Consider the following 19,680-nt stretch of genomic DNA (forward strand, 5'->3'; position numbering starts at 1 on the left):
ATTAATGAAAGTATTACTGACACGCCCAGCTGGGCGTAATCAGTTAATGGAGGAGGCGTTGTCTTTTAGAAACGTCTCTTACCTTACGACGCCTTTATTACAGGTAACTCCCACTTCAAACCTCGATGCCCAACAGATAGATAGTACGTTACAACAAACCGATATCTTCATCTTCATCAGTACCAACGCTGTCAAGTTTGCTTCAACTGCGATTGCCGATAAATGGCCCGCATCGGCACGATACTTTGCCGTGGGCGAAGCCACCTATTTAGCCTTAAAAGCACTTGGCATTCACGCCGAAAAAGCCCCTGATGATTGCCAGCAAACGGAAGGATTACTCAGTTTATTGGCACTACAACATGTCGATAATAAGAATATCATCATTGTTCGTGGCGTTGGCGGCCGAGAAGACTTGGCGCTCGAGCTTATCAAACGAAAAGCTAATTTGAGTTACTGGGAGGTCTATCAACGAGGCTGTCCTGAACTCGATATTTCCAATATCAACCAGCAATGGCAATCCTTCGGTATAGACACTATCATCATAACCAGTGGCGAAATACTCGATAACCTAGTCAAATCTGTTCCAAATGAACTATTTGCATGGCTGCAAACTTGTCATATTATAGTCCCAAGCTCCCGAGTATATGAAAAAGCTATCGCATACGGCCTAAAGACCGTAACCAATGCTAAAGCTGCCAATACTAATGCGATGTTGACTGCGCTATCGCTATAGCCTTGTCACGTTAACGTTAGTGAGTACTCGTTTTACTGCAGCATCATCGCTTTCAAGGACTGTTTAATGGAAAACAAGCACACTGACGCAAGCTCTAACGAGCCAAGCCCTGAAACAACCATTGCGGCGCAGTCTATTATCGACGCTCAGTCAAAATCTCAAACCAGTACCGCCCAACCAGCTGTAACCGACACGGCTCCAGCAGCTAATAAATCTGCACCTTGGGGGATTATCATTACCCTATTTATTTTGCTGATTGTCACTTTTGCCGCAGCGGCTGGCGGTTACTATCTTTATCAACAGCTTGAAGCTCAAAAAGCACAGTCCGCGGCATTAGAACAAAAAATACAAGCTGAATTAGTTAAGCCAAATCAACGTATCGCTTTTTTGGAGCAACAGCAAAGCCAGTTCAAATCGAATGTGGATTTAGCCCTTTCAACCGCTCAAAGCGAGCAAGAGCAGCTACAAGAACGCGTATCGATTATTGCCCAGCGCAACCCCAACCACTGGCGAGCAGAAGAAGCCAAATACCTAGTCCGCCTAGCTGGACAGAAGTTATGGCTTGAGCAAGACCCAAGCACTGCAACCAGCCTATTAAAGGCGGCTGACGAACGTATTAAGTCCATGCGCGACCCCTCTTTAATGCCAATAAGAAAAGCACTAGCAAATGATATAGCAGCAACCGCATCGATAAAAAATACCGATATTGCCGGCACAGTGCTCACCCTAGACACCCTTATTGAAGGGTTAGAAACCCTGCCGTTAAACCGCGCCGAAACTCACTTTTCAGCAGCAGAGTTAAAAGATACCGAAGTCAGCGATTCAATTGACGACTGGCAAGCAAACCTAGCCAAATCTTGGCAAGCACTGATTGATGACTTTGTCATTATTAGAAAGCGAACCACTGATGCAGCGCCCTTACTAGAGCCTGACCAACAATGGTATCTGGTTGAAAATACTCGCAATAAGTTACTACAAGCGCAGCTTGCTCTGTACAGACAAGATCAAGTCAACTATCGCAACTCGGTTAGATTAGCGAGAAAGTGGCTTTATCAATATTTTGATCTAAAAGACCAACATGTCACTGATGCGTTAGCCACCTTAGATGCATTGGAAACCTTAAAGATCCAAACAGCTTCTATAGAGCGCTTCGATTCCTCTAACTTACTAAATCAATTAGTGACGTACGGTAACTTGATGACAGAGGAGACACAATAATGGTTCGTGTTCTCGTCTATCTTGGCATTATTTTACTTGGATTATGCCTAAGCCCTTTTCTCGCAGGCAATAAAGGCTACCTTTATATCGCCGTTGGAGATTACCAGGCTGAAACCAGCATTGTATTTGCGGTTCTCGCACTCATTATATTCTATAGCCTGCTGCAACTATTTGAGTTTGTAGTTGTTTGGCTGCTTAACCTTATTCTAGGCAGTCGACTTTTACCCGAAAAATGGCGCAAAAAGGCGGCAAGAAAGCATACCCTTATGGGAGCGCTTGCATTAGCAGAGGAGGATTGGTTGGCTGCAGAGAAAGCCATGGTTAAAGGCGCTGAAAAAGGCGAAATACCCGCGTTGAATTTACTCGCTGCAGCCCGCGCGGCACAGCACCAAAATAACACTGTTGCTCGAGATGAATATTTGGCAAAAGCAGCACTCGAGCCGTTAGCAGTCAAAGCTGTAAGCACCACGCGTACTCGTTATCTATTACAGCAAGGTGAGCTTGAATTAGCCCGAGAAGAGCTTGAAAAATTAAACCCTACCAGTAAAAGCAAAAACCCTGTTTTAAAACTTGCAGTTGATCTATACCAAGCACAAGAAGACTGGCAAGCACTTAAGCTCATCTTACCTATTGTCAGTAAAAAGCAGCTCCTCAGCGAAGATGACTTTAAGGCATTGTCGCTCAATACCAATCTTGCTTTGCTAAAAAGCGCTGCCAATATCAACGCGCAAGAGTTAGAAAAATGTTGGCATTGGTTATCTCGCGCGGAAAGAAAACAAGCAGACTATATTGCAGAGTACGCGACGGGATTAAACCGCATTGGCGAAAGAGAGCAAGCGATAAAGTTACTGCAAAAACAATTGAAAGCTGGCACCGCAAAGCCTATCTTCGAAGCATTACCACAAGTGCTGACTCCGGCAGATGTTGACGCTAAAAAACAGCTGATTGCACTTGAATCTCACTTTGAAGACAATGTCGATTATCAGATCTGTTTAGCCAAGCTATACCAACAAAATCACGACTACCACAATGCCAAAATATGGTGGCAAAAAGCCTGTTACCTGCAGGATAATATCAATAACTTGCATGCACTAGCCGATGCGCAAGAGCATCAAGGCGAGCTGAACAGAGCGCTGCAAACCAGACGGAATGCCGCTAAGCTGTAACTTATTGTTATATCTATTTTGTCTATGAAAGCCACTGTATAGTGGCTTTTTGACTTTCAGAAGATGTTGTCGAATCCTCCTCTCAAGCTAGTTAACTGATAAGACTAGTCTTTAAAATCCAACCAAAAAAACCATCAATATATTGTCTGTTCTCCTTGACTTTAGCCGACTTGACAACATTTGAACCGCGTACAAAATTTGTACTGTTAGTGCAACAATTAAAAATGACTAAGTACTGACTATCCTTCATTTCGCTCATGGACGAGGCAGTAGAGTAAATCATGATGGGTACATATATTTCAAAGCAGGATGCCACCATTGTTGAGCTTTCTGGCACCATTCGCAGCCAAAATAGTCAAGGTGAGATGGCCCCCCTAAAAGTGGGTGATACCTTACGTCAAAATACTATGTTTAGTGTCGCTGCAGACGCAACATTCAAACTCCAATACAGCGACGGCACCATAGTCACTCACGCGGACTTTAATGACAGCAATGATGTAACAAGTTCCGCGGTTGAAGCGACAGAGGAAATAACCGAAACGATAGATCCAGAAATCGCAGCATTACAAGCGATGATTTTAAGCGGTGAAGATCCGACCGAAAGCCTTCCAGATACCGCCGCCGGCGATGCAAGTCCAACAGGGAATGAAGGTGGAGGATTTATATCAGTCAGCCGTGCTGGTGATGAGACCATTGCCGATGCTGGGCATGACACCGACGGTTTTCTGCAAGCACAAGCCGCTATTATAGATGAGGTCCCAAACTTCTTAGCACAGCTTGCTCTGCCTACAGTTGCGACCAGTTCTGTTACGCTGTTCGAGAAAAACCTATCTGAAGGATCAGAACCCCAAATATCAGCATTATCACAAGCCGAAAGTGTTTCTGTAACGGTTCAAGCCGGAATACATACATTAACGATTAATGGTGTCCAAGTATTTGTCGACGGTAATTTTATTGGACCAGTAACTATCCCCAGTGAACATGGTTCATTTGTTATCTCTAGCTATGATGCAATTAACTCTATTCTCACCTACAGCTACACACTTAATAGCGCGATAGATCACAGTGAATCAGACATATTGTCTGAGCTATTTTTAGTACAATTAACTGATAGCCAAGGCGTTACAACGACAGCAATTGTCACTGCCAATGTAGTCGATGATGCTCCATCAGGTCTTGACGATGTCAATGCCATCAATGAAGACAACCTTGATGGGGTCCTTGGTAATGTTTTAGCTAACGACACATTGGGCGCTGATTTAGCCCTGGTGACTCAGATCTCTACCACTACAAACTCAGTAGACTTAGCTGTAGAAAACTCGATATCAGGAAGTTATGGCTCATTAACCATAGCAGCCGATGGTAGCTACATCTATATCCTCAATAATCAATCTGCCGATATACAATCTCTCGCTCTTGGTGAACAAGTATTTGAGTCGTTTAATTACCTGCTCGTTGATGCCGATGGTGATGAAGTTTCGCTAACCTTAGTCATTACTATAACCGGAGAAAACGACGCGCCAGAAGTGACCTCCTCATTTGAAGATGCCGTCGGTAACGTGATTGAGGCGGGTGTCTTAGTCGGTGGTAATATCGAAACAGCGGGTATTGCTCAAACAAGTGGAACGTTAACAGCAATTGATGTTGATGATGGAGCAGAGCTTACATGGAGTTTAGACAGTTCAGCTCAAACCCCATACGGACTGTTCACTCTAGACGCTGCCACAGGAGACTGGTCTTTCACGCTAAGCAATGAACTCGCTGATAGCTTAGCCTTTGGCGATATTCGAACAGAGATCTTTAACGTTATAGTGACTGATGAGTATGGTTTAACCGCTACTCAAGAGGTCACCATCACCATTGAAGGAACCAACGATATTCCGCTGCTGAGCTTCGAGCAAGGGGCCGACAGCGGCATGGTCAAAGAAGCGGGCGTGGTCGATATCAACGATGAGGGTAACACCCCCGTCGACGGCATTAGCATGGTCTCTGGTCAGTTTAACGCCGATGATGTCGATACTGGCGATGGCGAGACTTGGACAGTGGAAGGCACGCCGAACACCGACTATGGCAGCTTCGCGGTCGATGGCACTGGTTTGTGGACCTACAGCTTAAACGATGCGTTAGCCGACAGCCTCTATGAAGGCCAAATCGTCGAGCTCACTTACACCGTGCGCGTCACCGATAACTACGGCGCCTATGTCGATCAAGAGGTCACCATCACCATAGAAGGCACCAACGATATTCCTGTGCTGAGCTTCGAGCAAGGGGCCGACAGCGGCATGGTCAAAGAAGCCGGTGTGGTCGATATCAACGATGAGGGTAACACCCCGGTTGCTGGCATTAGCATGGTCTCTGGTCAGTTTAATGCCGATGATGTCGATACTGGCGATGGCGAGACTTGGACAGTGGAAGGCACGCCGAACACTGACTATGGTAGCTTCGCGGTCGATGGCACCGGTTTGTGGACCTACAGCTTAAACGATGCGTTAGCCGACAGTCTCTATGAAGGCCAAATCGTCGAGCTCACCTACACCGTGCGCGTCACCGATAACTACGGCGCCTATGTCGATCAAGAGGTCACCATCACCATAGAGGGTACCAACGATATTCCTGTGCTTAGCTTCGAGCAAGGGGCCGACAGCGGCATGGTCAAAGAAGCCGGTGTGGTCGATATCAACGATGAGGGTAACACCCCGGTTGCTGGTATTAGCATGGTCTCTGGTCAGTTTAACGCCGATGATGTCGATACTGGCGATGGCGAAACTTGGACAGTGGAAGGCACACCAAACACTGACTACGGTAGCTTCTCGGTCGATGGCACCGGTTTGTGGACCTACAGCTTAAACGATGCGTTAGCCGACAGTCTCTATGAAGGCCAAATCGTCGAGCTCACCTACACCGTGCGCGTCACCGATAACTACGGCGCCTATGTCGATCAAGAGGTCACCATCACCATAGAGGGTACCAACGATATTCCTGTGCTTAGCTTCGAGCAAGGGGCCGACAGCGGCATGGTCAAAGAAGCCGGTGTGGTCGATATCAACGATGAGGGTAACACCCCGGTTACTGGTATTAGCATGGTCTCAGGTCAGTTTAACGCCGATGATGTCGATACTGGCGATGGCGAGACTTGGACAGTGGAAGGCACGCCGAACACTGACTACGGCAGCTTCGCGGTCGATGGCACCGGTTTGTGGACCTACAGCTTAAACGATGCGTTAGCCGATAGCCTCTATGAAGGCCAAATCGTTGAGCTCACTTACACCGTGCGCGTCACCGATAACTACGGCGCCTATGTCGATCAAGAGGTCACCATCACCATAGAGGGTACCAACGATATTCCTGTGCTTAGCTTCGAGCAAGGGGCCGACAGCGGCATGGTCAAAGAAGCCGGTGTGGTCGATATCAACGATGAGGGTAACACCCCGGTTGCTGGTATTAGCATGGTCTCTGGTCAGTTTAACGCCGATGATGTCGATACTGGCGATGGCGAAACTTGGACAGTGGAAGGCACGCCAAACACTGACTACGGTAGCTTCGCAGTCGATGGCACTGGTTTGTGGACCTACAGCTTAAACGATGCGTTAGCCGACAGTCTCTATGAAGGCCAAATCGTTGAGCTCACCTACACCGTGCGCGTCACCGATAACTACGGCGCCTATGTCGATCAAGAGGTCACCATCACCATAGAGGGCACCAACGATATTCCTGTGCTTAGCTTCGAGCAAGGAGCCGACAGCGGCATGGTCAAAGAAGCCGGTGTAGTCGATATCAACGATGAGGGTAACACCCCGGTTGCTGGTATTAGCATGGTCTCAGGTCAATTTAACGCTGATGATGTCGATACTGGCGATGGCGAGACTTGGACAGTTGAAGGCACACCAAACACTGACTACGGTAGCTTCTCGGTCGATGGCACTGGTTTGTGGACCTACAGCCTCAATGATGCGCTAGCCGACAGCCTCTATGAAGGCCAAATCATCGAGCTCACTTACACCGTGCGCGTCACCGATAACTACGGCGCCTATGTCGATCAAGAGGTCACCATCACCATAGAGGGTACTAACGATATTCCTGTGCTCACTGTGGATACATCTGGCGGGGTAACCGAAGATCAGGATGTTGTAAACCAATTGATAAGTGATACCGGAGCATTAAGTTTCACAGATGTGGATACTGGCGATACCGCAAGTGTTTCCTCTCTCTACAATAGTGATATCACCTGGAGCGGCGGAACGCTAACAGAAGTGTTAACTCAAGATCAGATAGATCAGTTAATAGCAGGTTTCAGTGCTGATGAAGATAGTTGGGACTTTAGTATTTCCAATGAATTGATCCAATTTTTGGGGGTGACGGAATCAATTACACTCAGCTTTAATGTCACCGTTACCGACAATAATGGCGCATATGACACAGAAGTAGTCACCATAACCATTGATGGTGTCAATGATGTGATTGAGGGTGAGTTTGCCAAAGAAGTTTGGGTTCCCGCTGCGATGAGTCAAATAACAGACCCATACTTAAGCGGTTACCCATTATTGGTGACAAAACCATCAGATGTCGATGTGAATGATATGCTTACCATCACCAACTTAGCCTTTGTACTGTTAACGCCAAACTTAGATCCCGATGTCGAATTAGGTAGTATTTATTATATGGAGGATGGTGGGAATATCCTTACATTGATTGACTTTGATAACCCACCAGTACTAAGCGCAAGTGAACTGGAAACATTAGTCTACGTCCCAGGAGACAATGGTGAAGTCGATTACCAAATGGACCTATCTTTCACTTTCACAGTGAACTCAGGAAGCGACTCTGTTGATGGTGAGTTTATCATCCACTCTGTGCCAGCCAATGGCTTGGCGGGGCAAACTGTGCAGATAGGTGATGGTTCTAGCCCGTTAACCTCCGGTAATGATCAGGATGCTGATCTGGTTATTACTGAACAGTTTGCCAATGCAATGAACTCAGATCCTCAAAGTGGCTCATTGCAACTGTTTACAGACTTCCAGAAAGCACCTTTTGATATTCCTGTTCCCCTAAATGAACAAGATGAAAATACTCCGGCTGGAGCCGCGAGGGAATCCGAGGTGTCAGTACGGTTAACGATTGGCGGTGCTGTATTTGAGGTCATTCCAGAGAACGATGCCGATGGTATTATTACTTGGACTTTTGATGCTGATTCAGGCCTTATGAAAGCCGAAATTGATTACAGTGCCATTTTCCTACTGGATGGTAATGGCGACCCTACCGCAACTTCATTAGCTGACTATATTCTGGCGAACCCATTGTCAGCCAACGATACCTGGACAATCACTTATCTAGATGACAATGGTGGTAACTTCCAAGCACGATTTGTTGAAGCGGTCTTTACTCATGACCAGATTGCTGATGATTCAATTACTATCGTTGGTACCGACAATGTTAACAATCTCATTTTTGGTAGTACCAACTCTGATTCATTAACTGGCGCCAACTTAGACGACAGAATTTTTGGTCGAGAAGGCAATGACATAATGAAAGGCCTAGCCGGAAATGACGAGCTTATTGGTGGCGCAGGCAATGACGATATAGAAGGTGGTGAAGGTAATGACATCCTTATTGGTGGCACAGGCAGTGACACTTTAGCTGGAGGGATAGGTAGAGATTACCTCTCAGGAGGCCAAGGTGGTGACAGTTTGGACGGTGGCGCACTCAATGGCGTTGATGATGGTGAGCGAGATTTCTTCGTTTGGGAAGTCGATAGTGCTGACGATAGCATCGATAACGTTTATAACTTTAACAATGAAATCGATGTACTCGACCTAAGCGGATTATTAGTTGGTGAGGAAAATGGTAATTTGGAAGACTTCTTCTCCTTTGATTTTAGTGGCGGCAATACCACCATATTTATAGATGCCGATGGTTTAGGCATTGGATTAGACGGAGTAACTATCGTCTTGGATGGCATCGATTTATCTATTGTTTACGGCAGTAACAATGAATCAGACATTATTGCCGGTCTAATCGCTGACGATGCGTTAATTGTCGACCCCAATGGCACGTTTATTCCTCCCTATGAACAAATTGAGCAAGGAAATATCATCCCTTAACCAATTCAATCTAAAGTTGTACAAACATGATGTAATGACTAATACAGTTTAAAGGCCACTAGATATAGTGGTCTTTTTTTATGCACAAGACTATTGCACGGCAAATGTTTACTTTAGTGCTAAATGTCTAAATATGATTAAAGCGTCAAAAAATTGACCAATATTTTCTTCTCCTATAAGATATGTTAATAATGGGTTAACTATATAGTATTCACGCTACAAACGTTCAATTATGTAGCCGCAGGGAGCTAGGCAATGAAATCAATATTAACAACACAGACAGGCCATATTCAGAAGATAACCGGTACGGTTACAGCTAACATTAATGGCAATGTTAACAATGTAGTAAATGGCGAATTCATTCCTGCGGGAACCAACTTATCAATCGACGACAACAGTTTTGTAGAGCTCCGTCTTGAAGATGGCAGCATAATGTCTTCAGATAGCGAAAACACAGCCACTCCAGTCGATGAGTCCTTAGCTAACAATCAAGATATCCTAAGTGAAATAGAAGAAATACAAGCACTTATTGCATCAGATGATGACCCAACGGAAGGCCCAGATACAGCAGCGGGCACTCAAGCTGGCAGTGAAGGAACCTCTGGTCATGTTTCAATCGCTCGAGGTGGTTCAGAAACTCTGGCAAATTCAGGTTTTGATACCGCAGGGCAAAATAGCGACACTCAAATTGCCAGCCTAGCGATTGATAATGAAACCCAAAACACTGACATTGAAAACAACTTTTTGGTGGCTCAGTTTACCGATAATTTTGTTAACGGCGTAGCGTACACCACATCATCTGGTATCTCAGGTTTTACCGGAGATATGGGCGCACCAGGTTCATTCGCTTATCTTCCTGGCGACACCATTACTTTTAGCGTTGGTAATGTCACTGTAGCAACATTTAGTGCCGACGCTATTCAAGGAACAATCCTCTTTCTGCAAGATATTGCCGGCACTTCTCTTGCCGATAGTAATCTAAACTATGTAGAAAATATGGCGATATTTCTACAAGCGTTAGACAGTGATTTGTCGGACGGAAATAACGACGGCTTGCTGCAAACCAATAGCGGTTCGTTAAATTTAGATACTAGCTACGCGACCAATATCAATATCGTGTTAGCTGTTCATCAAGCCTTAGCAAATTATATCGATCCGACGACTGGTGAGCCGCTAAATATTGCTACCGCGGGTAAAGAGATGCTGTCCTTGGTGCTTGCCGAATTGGGTATTGTATTTACCAGAGATAGTGAACGCTCTCCTGATGAACAGAACGTATTTGAAAGTTTAGCAATGGAACATGTTGCTGATACTATTGCTGACCTGGCTGGTGACCGCGCACCCGATGCTACCGACGAAAGAACCGCTGATATTCTTGATGTTCCCGGCGGGTTAGTGACTTATAACTACAATGAACTTGAAGGCCGTATTACGTTTTCGGCTGACGATTTACTTGCTGGGGCCACTGGTCACCAGGTGACGACTGATAACCTAGTCGTTAAAAATGTGCAACTCAATGCTGAGTTTGCAGACATTGGGACTTTAGTCGATTTAGGTGACGGTAATTATGCCATCATCTTAAATGAAGGTATTACTCAATATGACCTAGAGGGTCTATCGTTAGATTATCGCGTAGAAGATTGGACCGCTTTTAGAGAGATAACATCCCAGACTCAAGATCAATATAAATCCCATTTATCTGCAGATATCCCAGACGTCTTTGAGCATGACGGTTTTAACCAGTTTACCTTAGACAGCGAATTGGTATTTGACCAAGACTCTGCGCTTGAAATTACCTTTACCAGTGAATTATTGAGTGAACAGTTCGGGATCCCGATTGCCGAATATGCCGATGACTATATCGTACCCATTGAATATTCCAATGACGGTGGTGTCACCTGGCAAACTATGACGGTTACCTCTGTCGATTATAGTGGCAGTATTCCGCGCCCTGTATTTGGCTTTGTTCTTGGCGCTGGTGATTCAAGCGTAATGATCCGCATCCCTATTTTTGATGATGCCCAAATTGAACCGACTGAATATTTCAGAGCTGTAGTCTCAGGTGACAATGTTTACGACGAAACTTTGCAGTTTGCTATTTTCGACAACGACACTGCAGCAAGTGACTTGCCGCTTATTAATATCGATTATGCTATTGCAGTAGAAGGAATGGAAAGCGCCGTCTTTACGCTGAGCTTAAGTGAAGCTAGCACTGAAACCATTACCGTTAACTACTCAAGCGAAGAACTGTCAGCATTATTTGGTGAAGACTTTATCAACGTATCCGGCACGGTAACGTTTTTACCCGGTCAAACCACAGCTTATATAACGGTTCCTATTGTAGATGATCTGATTGTTGAGAATAATCCCAATCCTGAATTTGCATTAATTAACCTTACAGATCCTGTCAATGCGGCACTTGCCGACTCTCAAGGTACTTTACGTATCTTTGATAATGACAGTCCAATCAATGCAAACGCGACTATCGATCTGAACCCCATCACGGGCGACAATGTAGTCACAAATGATGAAGGCCAACAAACTGTCACTATTACAGGAACAGTTACAGCCGATGCAGCTATCACCATTGGCATAGTGGTTATTACGATAAACGGCACTAACTATCAGACTCTGATGAATGCTGATGGCACCTTCTCAATCACGGTTGCTGGTTCTGAACTTATATTAGATGCTGATACTATTGTTGATGCCATCGTTTACGGGTTTGGGGATAATGGAGAACGAGCCGAAGCAACCACAACAGAGAATTATGATTTAGAGACTGTGCTCCAAAACGACAGCCAAACAATAGCCGAAGACGCCGTAGCAATCGGTAATGTACTTGATAACGATACCGATCTTGATGACCAGCTCAGCGTTATCAGCTTTGAAGTCGATGGTGAAATAGTTGATGCGGGCACCACGGTTGAATTGGATGGCGGGACACTGATCATCAATGAAGATGGCTCTTACATCTTCACGCCAAATGACAACTGGAACGGCGATGTTCCTATTATAACTTACACCACTAATACGGGCTCTAGCGCCACATTAACCCTTGAAGTCACCCCTGTAGATGATCCTTCAATTGTTAACAACGACAGCAACACCATCGATGAAAATGAAGTCGCCATTGGTAATGTTTTAGACAACGATTCAGATATCGACAACGACCTTACCGTTACTCGTTTTGAGGTTAACGGCGAAAGCTATACAGCCGGTACAAGTGTAGAGCTTGAAGGTGGCTTATTGGTCATCAATGAAGATGGCTCATACACCTTCACGCCAAATGACAACTGGAACGGCGACGTTCCTGTTATCACCTACACCACTAATACGGGATCTAGCGCAACATTAATTTTAAGCGTTAATCCAGTTGATGATACTGCACCGATTGGGAAAGACGATAACGCCGAAGTCGATGAAGGCGCTCAAGTATTAATTAACGTCGCCAGCAATGACTCTGACAGTGAAAGTGGACTGGACTTAACCAGTATCGTCATCGTTAGCCAACCGGCTAACGGCACAATTACCGTCAATGATGATGGCACCGTCACTTATAACCATGATGGCAGCGATACCACTGATGATGTCTTCACTTACACCATCAACGATGCTGAAGGCAACGTCTCCGAGCCGATCACCGTCAACGTCGATGTGAATGCCATCGATGATACTGCGCCGATTGGGAAAGACGATAACGCCGAAGTCGATGAAGGCGCTCAAGTATTAATTAACGTCGCCAGCAATGACTCTGACAGTGAAAGTGGACTGGACTTAACCAGTATCGTCATCGTTAGCCAACCGGCTAACGGCACAATTACCGTCAATGATGACGGCACCGTCACTTATAACCATGATGGCAGCGAAACCACTGATGATGTCTTCACTTACACCATCAACGATGCTGAAGGCAACGTCTCCGAACCGATCACCGTCAACGTCGATGTGAATGCCATCGATGATACTGCACCGATTGGGAAAGACGATAACGCCGAAGTCGATGAAGGCGCTCAAGTATTAATTAACGTCGCCAGCAATGACTCTGACAGTGAAAGTGGACTGGACTTAACCAGTATCGTCATCGTTAGCCAACCGGCTAACGGCACAATTACCGTCAATGATGATGGCACCGTCACTTATAACCATGATGGCAGCGATACCACTGATGATGTCTTCACTTACACCATCAACGATGCTGAAGGCAACGTCTCCGAGCCGATCACCGTCAACGTCGATGTGAATGCCATCGATGATACTGCGCCGATTGGGAAAGACGATAACGCCGAAGTCGATGAAGGCGCTCAAGTATTAATTAACGTCGCCAGCAATGACTCTGACAGTGAAAGTGGACTGGACTTAACCAGTATCGTCATCGTTAGCCAACCGGCTAACGGCACAATTACCGTCAATGATGACGGCACCGTCACTTATAACCATGATGGCAGCGAAACCACTGATGATGTCTTCACTTACACCATCAACGATGCTGAAGGCAACGTCTCCGAACCGATCACCGTCAACGTCGATGTGAATGCCATCGATGATACTGCGCCGATTGGGAAAGACGATAACGCCGAAGTCGATGAAGGCGCTCAAGTATTAATTAACGTCGCCAGCAATGACTCTGACAGTGAAAGTGGACTGGACTTAACCAGTATCGTCATCGTTAGCCAACCGGCTAACGGCACAATTACCGTCAATGATGATGGCACCGTCACTTATAACCATGACGGCAGCGATACCACTGATGATGTCTTCACTTACACCATCAACGATGCTGAAGGCAACGTCTCCGAACCGATCACCGTCAACGTCGATGTGAATGCCATCGATGATACTGCACCGATTGGGAAAGACGATAACGCCGAAGTCGATGAAGGCGCTCAAGTATTAATTAACGTCGCCAGCAATGACTCTGACAGTGAAAGTGGACTGGACTTAACCAGTATCGTCATCGTTAGCCAACCGGCTAACGGCACTATTACCGTCAATGATGATGGCACCGTCACTTATAACCATGATGGCAGCGATACCACTGATGATGTCTTCACTTACACCATCAACGATGCTGAAGGCAACGTCTCCGAGCCGATCACCGTCAACGTCGATGTGAATGCCATCGATGATACTGCACCGATTGGGAAAGACGATAACGCCGAAGTCGATGAAGGCGCTCAAGTATTAATTAACGTCGCCAGCAATGACTCTGACAGTGAAAGTGGACTGGACTTAACCAGTATCGTCATCGTTAGCCAACCGGCTAACGGCACAATTACCGTCAATGATGATGGCACCGTCACTTATAACCATGATGGCAGCGATACCACTGATGATGTCTTCACTTACACCATCAACGATGCTGAAGGCAACGTCTCCGAGCCGATCACCGTCAACGTCGATGTGAATGCCATCGATGATACTGCGCCGATTGGCAAAGACGATAACGCCGAAGTCGATGAAGGCGCTCAAGTAGTAATTAACGTCGCCAGCAATGACTCTGACAGCGAAAGTGGACTGAACTTAGCCAGTATCGTCATCGTGAGCCAACCGGCTAACGGCACGATTACCGTCAATGATGACGGCACCGTCACTTATCACCATGATGGCAGCGAAACCACTGATGATGTCTTCACTTACACCATTAAAGATGCTGAAGGCAACGTCTCCGAGGAGATCACCGTCACCATTACGGTTAATGGGACCAATGACGATCCAACGATTACATCAACTACCAACATTCGAGTCTCTGAAGAAGGCCTTACCGATGGCCTCATTGACGACGATGGCAATACAGATACAACAGACTCTGTGACTGCTAGCGGTACAATCACTATCGAAGATGTTGACAGTGATGCACTCACTGTTGCTCTTAGCGGTCCAGCGGGTCTTACCTCTGGTGGAGAAACCGTGCACTGGTCATGGGATATTCCAGCAGCAGGAACCTTAACCGGATACATAGGCACTCCAGGCACTGATTCTTATCAAGCAGTGATGACAGTGCTACTTTCACCTCCTGATGGAGGAGACTCTGGAGACTGGAGTTACGATGTCACCTTGCTCGCTCCTGTCGACCACACGGATACAACGAGTGAAGACAACCTATCTTTGAACTTCGGGATAGATGTTGATGATGGCAATGGTGGCACAACCGATGGCAACTTCAATGTCATTATTGAAGATGATGCGCCGGAAGCACAGATTGATAATCTTGTAACTCTGAATACTAGCGGTAACTACACAGGTCACCTTACTGTTCAAGGTGCAGACAGCGACTACTCGGCAGATTTAACTGTCAATGTCACAGGCTGGAGTGATGTTACTGGTAGCGAAATGTATTTCGCTGACTCCGGTATTACTACTGGTGGCGATACTATTTATTACTATGTCAATCCAGACAATCCTGATGTGATGATTGCTTATACCAGTAATACCTTCGCTGAGTATGGAGCTGACGGTGCAGAGCAGTCTTTAGTGTTTACTCTGTCTATTGATCCAAACTCTGGTGAATACACACTCGATCTTCAACAGCCTATCACTAACGTTATTGCTACAGATGCAGATTTAACAGGAACTATACCTGGCGGTAACGATGAAGATCTATTTATCCTCTTGCAGGGTAGCGTCGTTAGCGAAGTCGATGCTGATGATGTCGTTCATTGCTCTATTACCGCCAGAGATCAAAATGGCGAAGGAGCTCCCGTCAATACCAGCCCTAATGGGATCGGAGTAGGAACAGGCAAAGATATTGGCGACGGTGAGGCATTAATTTTAACATTTAGCGAACCAGTAACTAATAGTTTAAACCTTACACTTAGTACTAATAACGGTAATGAATATACAGGCACTGCAACATTCGATGTTTCAGGGTTAGATGCGAATGGCGTCATAACTGAATTTACCTTTACAGGTACCAGTGCAGAGTTTGCAGATCATCTATCAAGCCACCCATCAATGGTTGAAATAAACCTTATCGAGCTCTCAACAGCAAGTGACGGTTCTGATTTCAACCTTAAATCAATAAATACCGAAACAATTATTACCGATGAGTTGGGCACAACACTTGATTTTAATGTCGATATCATCGACCGCGATGGTGATATAGATAGTGATAATGAGTTTAGCATTACTTTAAATGCTCCATCGGCCCTAAATGCTGTAACGCCTTATGCTTACGCTAGCTTAAATGAAGCAAGCCTTCTTTCCGGTGCTGCCGACAATGACACTGAAACATTGTTGTTTAAAGCGGGCGAGAATGAGCTTAATAACTTTAATTTTGGCGATGTTAATAACATTTCAGTACAAGGCATTCGCCAACCAATGGAATGGCGTATTGAGGACGGTAAGCTTATTGGTTATATGAAGGGCCGCGGGGATCTTCTAAAGTTAGCATTAGATTGGGATTCGATTGCCGCTGGTCAACAAGGTGCTGTCGTTCTCGATGCTGAATTGCTTGGTAAGCTGCCTCATAACATTGACGTTGATAATCTATTGATTACTGGCATCGAAGTCATTGCTACCGATAGCTCTGGTCAAGCTGTACAGTCTAGCGTGACTGTAAATGTTGCCGATCATAACTTTACTCCTGAGTTTTTATCTGGAACGGACACCGAAAGCTCTGCTATCAATCAAGATATTTATACATTCTCAGTTAGTGAAGACAACTTAAGCTCAGGCACCATAGTCGGCGCTGTAGTCGCACATGATGCCGACACTGGAGGCTCCCTTAGCTATAGTTTTGCAGATGGCTCTCTAGTCAATGGCCAGTTTACGATCGATGCTACCACGGGCGAAATAACACTCAACCAGGACATTAGCTCCGCAGGAACGAGTCACCACACAGTTAATGTTTTAGTCACAGATGAAAGTAACCTAACCGATACTGCTGTTGTTAATATCGAGCTGACCAATGTAAACGAGCCACCCGTTGCAACAGATGATTACTTTGGTATTGGTCTTAATAGTCAATATTACAGTTACAACGAAGATACAGACGGTGGCAATCTTTCGACAGTCACTCAAGTACGAAATTTCATTAATAGCAATGCAGCTGATGCGACATTCGTAGCGACTACACTTAGCTATGCTTTGGGGGGCGGAAACCTCGGGACGGGAACAAGCCTGCAAGACTTCTTAGGTGACGATGCCGCCAGCCTAAGTAACGACCCAGATGACAGCTCTGACGCCATCTTGCACATGCAAGGTACAGTGCTACTTAATGTTGGAACTTATGGCCTAAAAGTAACGGCTGATGATGGCTACTCTGTTATTATTGATGGGGTAGTGGTTGCAGAGGTCTCCTATAATCAATCTTCAAATATCCGTTATCCTGGTGAAAGTGGTCATATTTATTTCGATATTACTGACGCTGGCGCTCACTCTATAGAAATTATCTATTGGGATCAGGGGGGAGCCTACAAACTTGATATTGAACTAGGTGAATTTGATCAAAGTAATCAGCAGATTGGTGGCTACACACCTTTAGGTGAGCACATTACAACCAACGGTATTGTCGTACTAGAGGATACACCATTCACCTTCAACGCTGACGCTATTCTTTCAAATGATACAGACCCAGATGGCGATATATTATCAATTATAAGCGTAGGTAACGCTCAGAACGGCACCGTTACTCTAGACGCTGATGGTAACGTACTGTTTACGCCTGATATTGGCTATACCGGTTCTGCGAGCTATGAGTATACAATTCAAGATCCTGCTGGCTTGACTGACACAGCCACTGTCTACTTTGATATATTGCCTACTCGAGATTATAGCTTTGTATCAGGAACCGACGGTGATAATGACATCCAAGGCGGTGACGATCATGACATCATTGTCAGCGATACAGCTGGCCTACAAATTATTCCAGGTGAAGACTATAATCTAGCCTTTATTCTTGATTCATCTGGCAGTATGAGCGGTCAAATTGCAGAAGCTAAACTACAATTAGCCAGTGTGTTTAATACGCTGTTTAACAGTGCTAACGGTGAGCAAGCAGGCACGGTTAATGTACTATTCGTTGATTTTGCACACAATACAAAAACCAGTATTTCAGTTGACCTGTCAAACGGCGACACACAGGCTGCACTCGATCAACTGCTAGCGGCTTTAGCCAATGTTACTGCTAACTATACAACTAACTATGAAGCCTCTTTCGAAAGTGCTATCGAGTGGTTTGATAGCGCTGGAATTGCGGGTAACGGCGCGACAAATCAAACCTTCTTCATTACTGACGGTCAACCAACTACTAACACCAATAATGAAATAGACACGCTTTACGTGGGATACGATAGCGTAACAGGTAACTTTATGACTTTAAATGAGGTGCTTGCAGCTAAGTCATATAGCTACGGTGATGAAGTTACGCTCAACGGAAAAGTCCTCATTGATACTGATGGTAACGTCTATTCAGTCTATACCGATGTCCATGAAGCTATTGGTCAGCTCGTTATGCGAGGTGGTAACTTGTCATATAACGATAATGACAATGATTCAGCTCTACATCAATTTAGCCTGCTTAATGCGGTTTCAATTGTCAACGCTATCGGTATCGGTAATGGCGTAACCACTGAAGTCTTAGAACTATACGATACCGATGGCAATGTTCAAGCCGCTATCGACGTAAGCGATTTGGCCAGCGTAATTTTAGGCTCTGAAGTATTACTTAACCAAGGTCAAGATGACTCTTTGGGCGAAGAAGGTAATGACATTATCTTCGGAGATTTAGTTCAACTAGAAAACACCAGCGGCCAAGGATTTACTGCACTGCAAAATTACGTTTCAGCTAAAACTGGAGTTGAGACAGGCAACATTTCACTGCAAGATATTCACAGCTATATTTCCACTCATGTTGATGAATTTGATAATGCTGATGTTAATGATGGTGCAGATACGCTCTCCGGCGGTGAAGGCAATGACATCCTCTTTGGCCAAGGCGGCAACGACACACTGATTGGTGGCACAGGTGAAGACACCATGATTGGCGGCCTTGGCGAAGACACTATGACGGGTGGAGAAGGTGAAGATACATTTGTTTGGAGTGCAGGTTCCGTCGATGGTGCAGATACAACCGACCACATTACCGACTTCGATATCGCAGAAGATAAACTAGATCTCAGTGATATTCTGCAAGGCGATAACGCTAATGAACTGAGTCAATATATCAATTTCACTGATATAGGAGGCTCTACCAGCATAAATATCGATACCGACCAAAATGGCAGTTTTGATCAACACATAGTACTAGATGGTGTAGACCTTTCTCTGCTTGGCGACACATCTGAAGAGATTATTAGCAGTCTATTAGGCGACAATGGCGATGGGCCACTCATTGTAAGCAATACTCAAGGGGAGACCTTAATTATTGATTCAAGTGACCAGTCCCCCCACGATTTAGATATCAATGGAGTATTGAATTCGCTGTAGTGAATAGGGCTAAATCTTAAGGGGCGTGGCAAACACG

General features: G+C 45.4%; 5 protein-coding genes. All 5 read left to right on the forward strand.

Annotation, left to right across the window (positions count from 1 at the left end):
- Positions 1-4: 4 nt before the first annotated feature.
- The 5 genes from JK628_RS20160 (at position 5) to JK628_RS20180 (ending at position 19,643) form a co-directional block, all read left to right on the forward strand.
- Positions 5-733, forward strand: a complete 729-nt coding sequence (locus tag JK628_RS20160; protein WP_202286698.1) for a uroporphyrinogen-III synthase — start codon at positions 5-7, stop codon at positions 731-733.
- A 66-nt stretch (positions 734-799) separates the two neighbouring features.
- On the forward strand, positions 800-1,951 hold the full coding sequence (locus JK628_RS20165) for a uroporphyrinogen-III C-methyltransferase (RefSeq protein ID WP_202286699.1): 1,152 nt from the start codon (positions 800-802) through the stop codon (positions 1,949-1,951).
- Positions 1,951-3,117: a heme biosynthesis HemY N-terminal domain-containing protein gene (locus JK628_RS20170; RefSeq protein WP_202286700.1), complete on the forward strand. Its 1,167-nt coding sequence runs from the start codon at positions 1,951-1,953 to the stop codon at positions 3,115-3,117. Before JK628_RS20165 ends, JK628_RS20170 begins: the two co-directional genes overlap by 1 nt.
- 281 nt (positions 3,118-3,398) lie before the next feature.
- Positions 3,399-9,215 (forward strand): retention module-containing protein, encoded by a 5,817-nt coding sequence (locus tag JK628_RS20175; protein WP_202286701.1) that lies wholly within the window; start codon positions 3,399-3,401, stop codon positions 9,213-9,215.
- Positions 9,216-9,470: 255 nt separating this feature from the next.
- Entirely contained in the window at positions 9,471-19,643 is a 10,173-nt protein-coding gene (locus tag JK628_RS20180) for an Ig-like domain-containing protein (RefSeq protein ID WP_202286702.1), read from the forward strand.
- The last annotated feature ends 37 nt before the right edge of the window (positions 19,644-19,680 follow it).

Source organism: Shewanella sp. KX20019, assembly GCF_016757755.1.
GTDB lineage: Bacteria > Pseudomonadota > Gammaproteobacteria > Enterobacterales > Shewanellaceae > Shewanella.

What these genes read in the sequence shown, in the direction of transcription:
- JK628_RS20165 (WP_202286699.1), top strand. Translation starts at nt 800, where the DNA reads ATGGAAAACAAGCACACTGACGCAAGCTCTAACGAGCCAAGCCCTGAA.
- JK628_RS20170 (WP_202286700.1), top strand. Translation starts at nt 1,951, where the DNA reads ATGGTTCGTGTTCTCGTCTATCTTGGCATTATTTTACTTGGATTATGC.
- JK628_RS20175 (WP_202286701.1), top strand. Translation starts at nt 3,399, where the DNA reads ATGATGGGTACATATATTTCAAAGCAGGATGCCACCATTGTTGAGCTT.
- JK628_RS20160 (WP_202286698.1), top strand. Translation starts at nt 5, where the DNA reads ATGAAAGTATTACTGACACGCCCAGCTGGGCGTAATCAGTTAATGGAG.
- JK628_RS20180 (WP_202286702.1), top strand. Translation starts at nt 9,471, where the DNA reads ATGAAATCAATATTAACAACACAGACAGGCCATATTCAGAAGATAACC.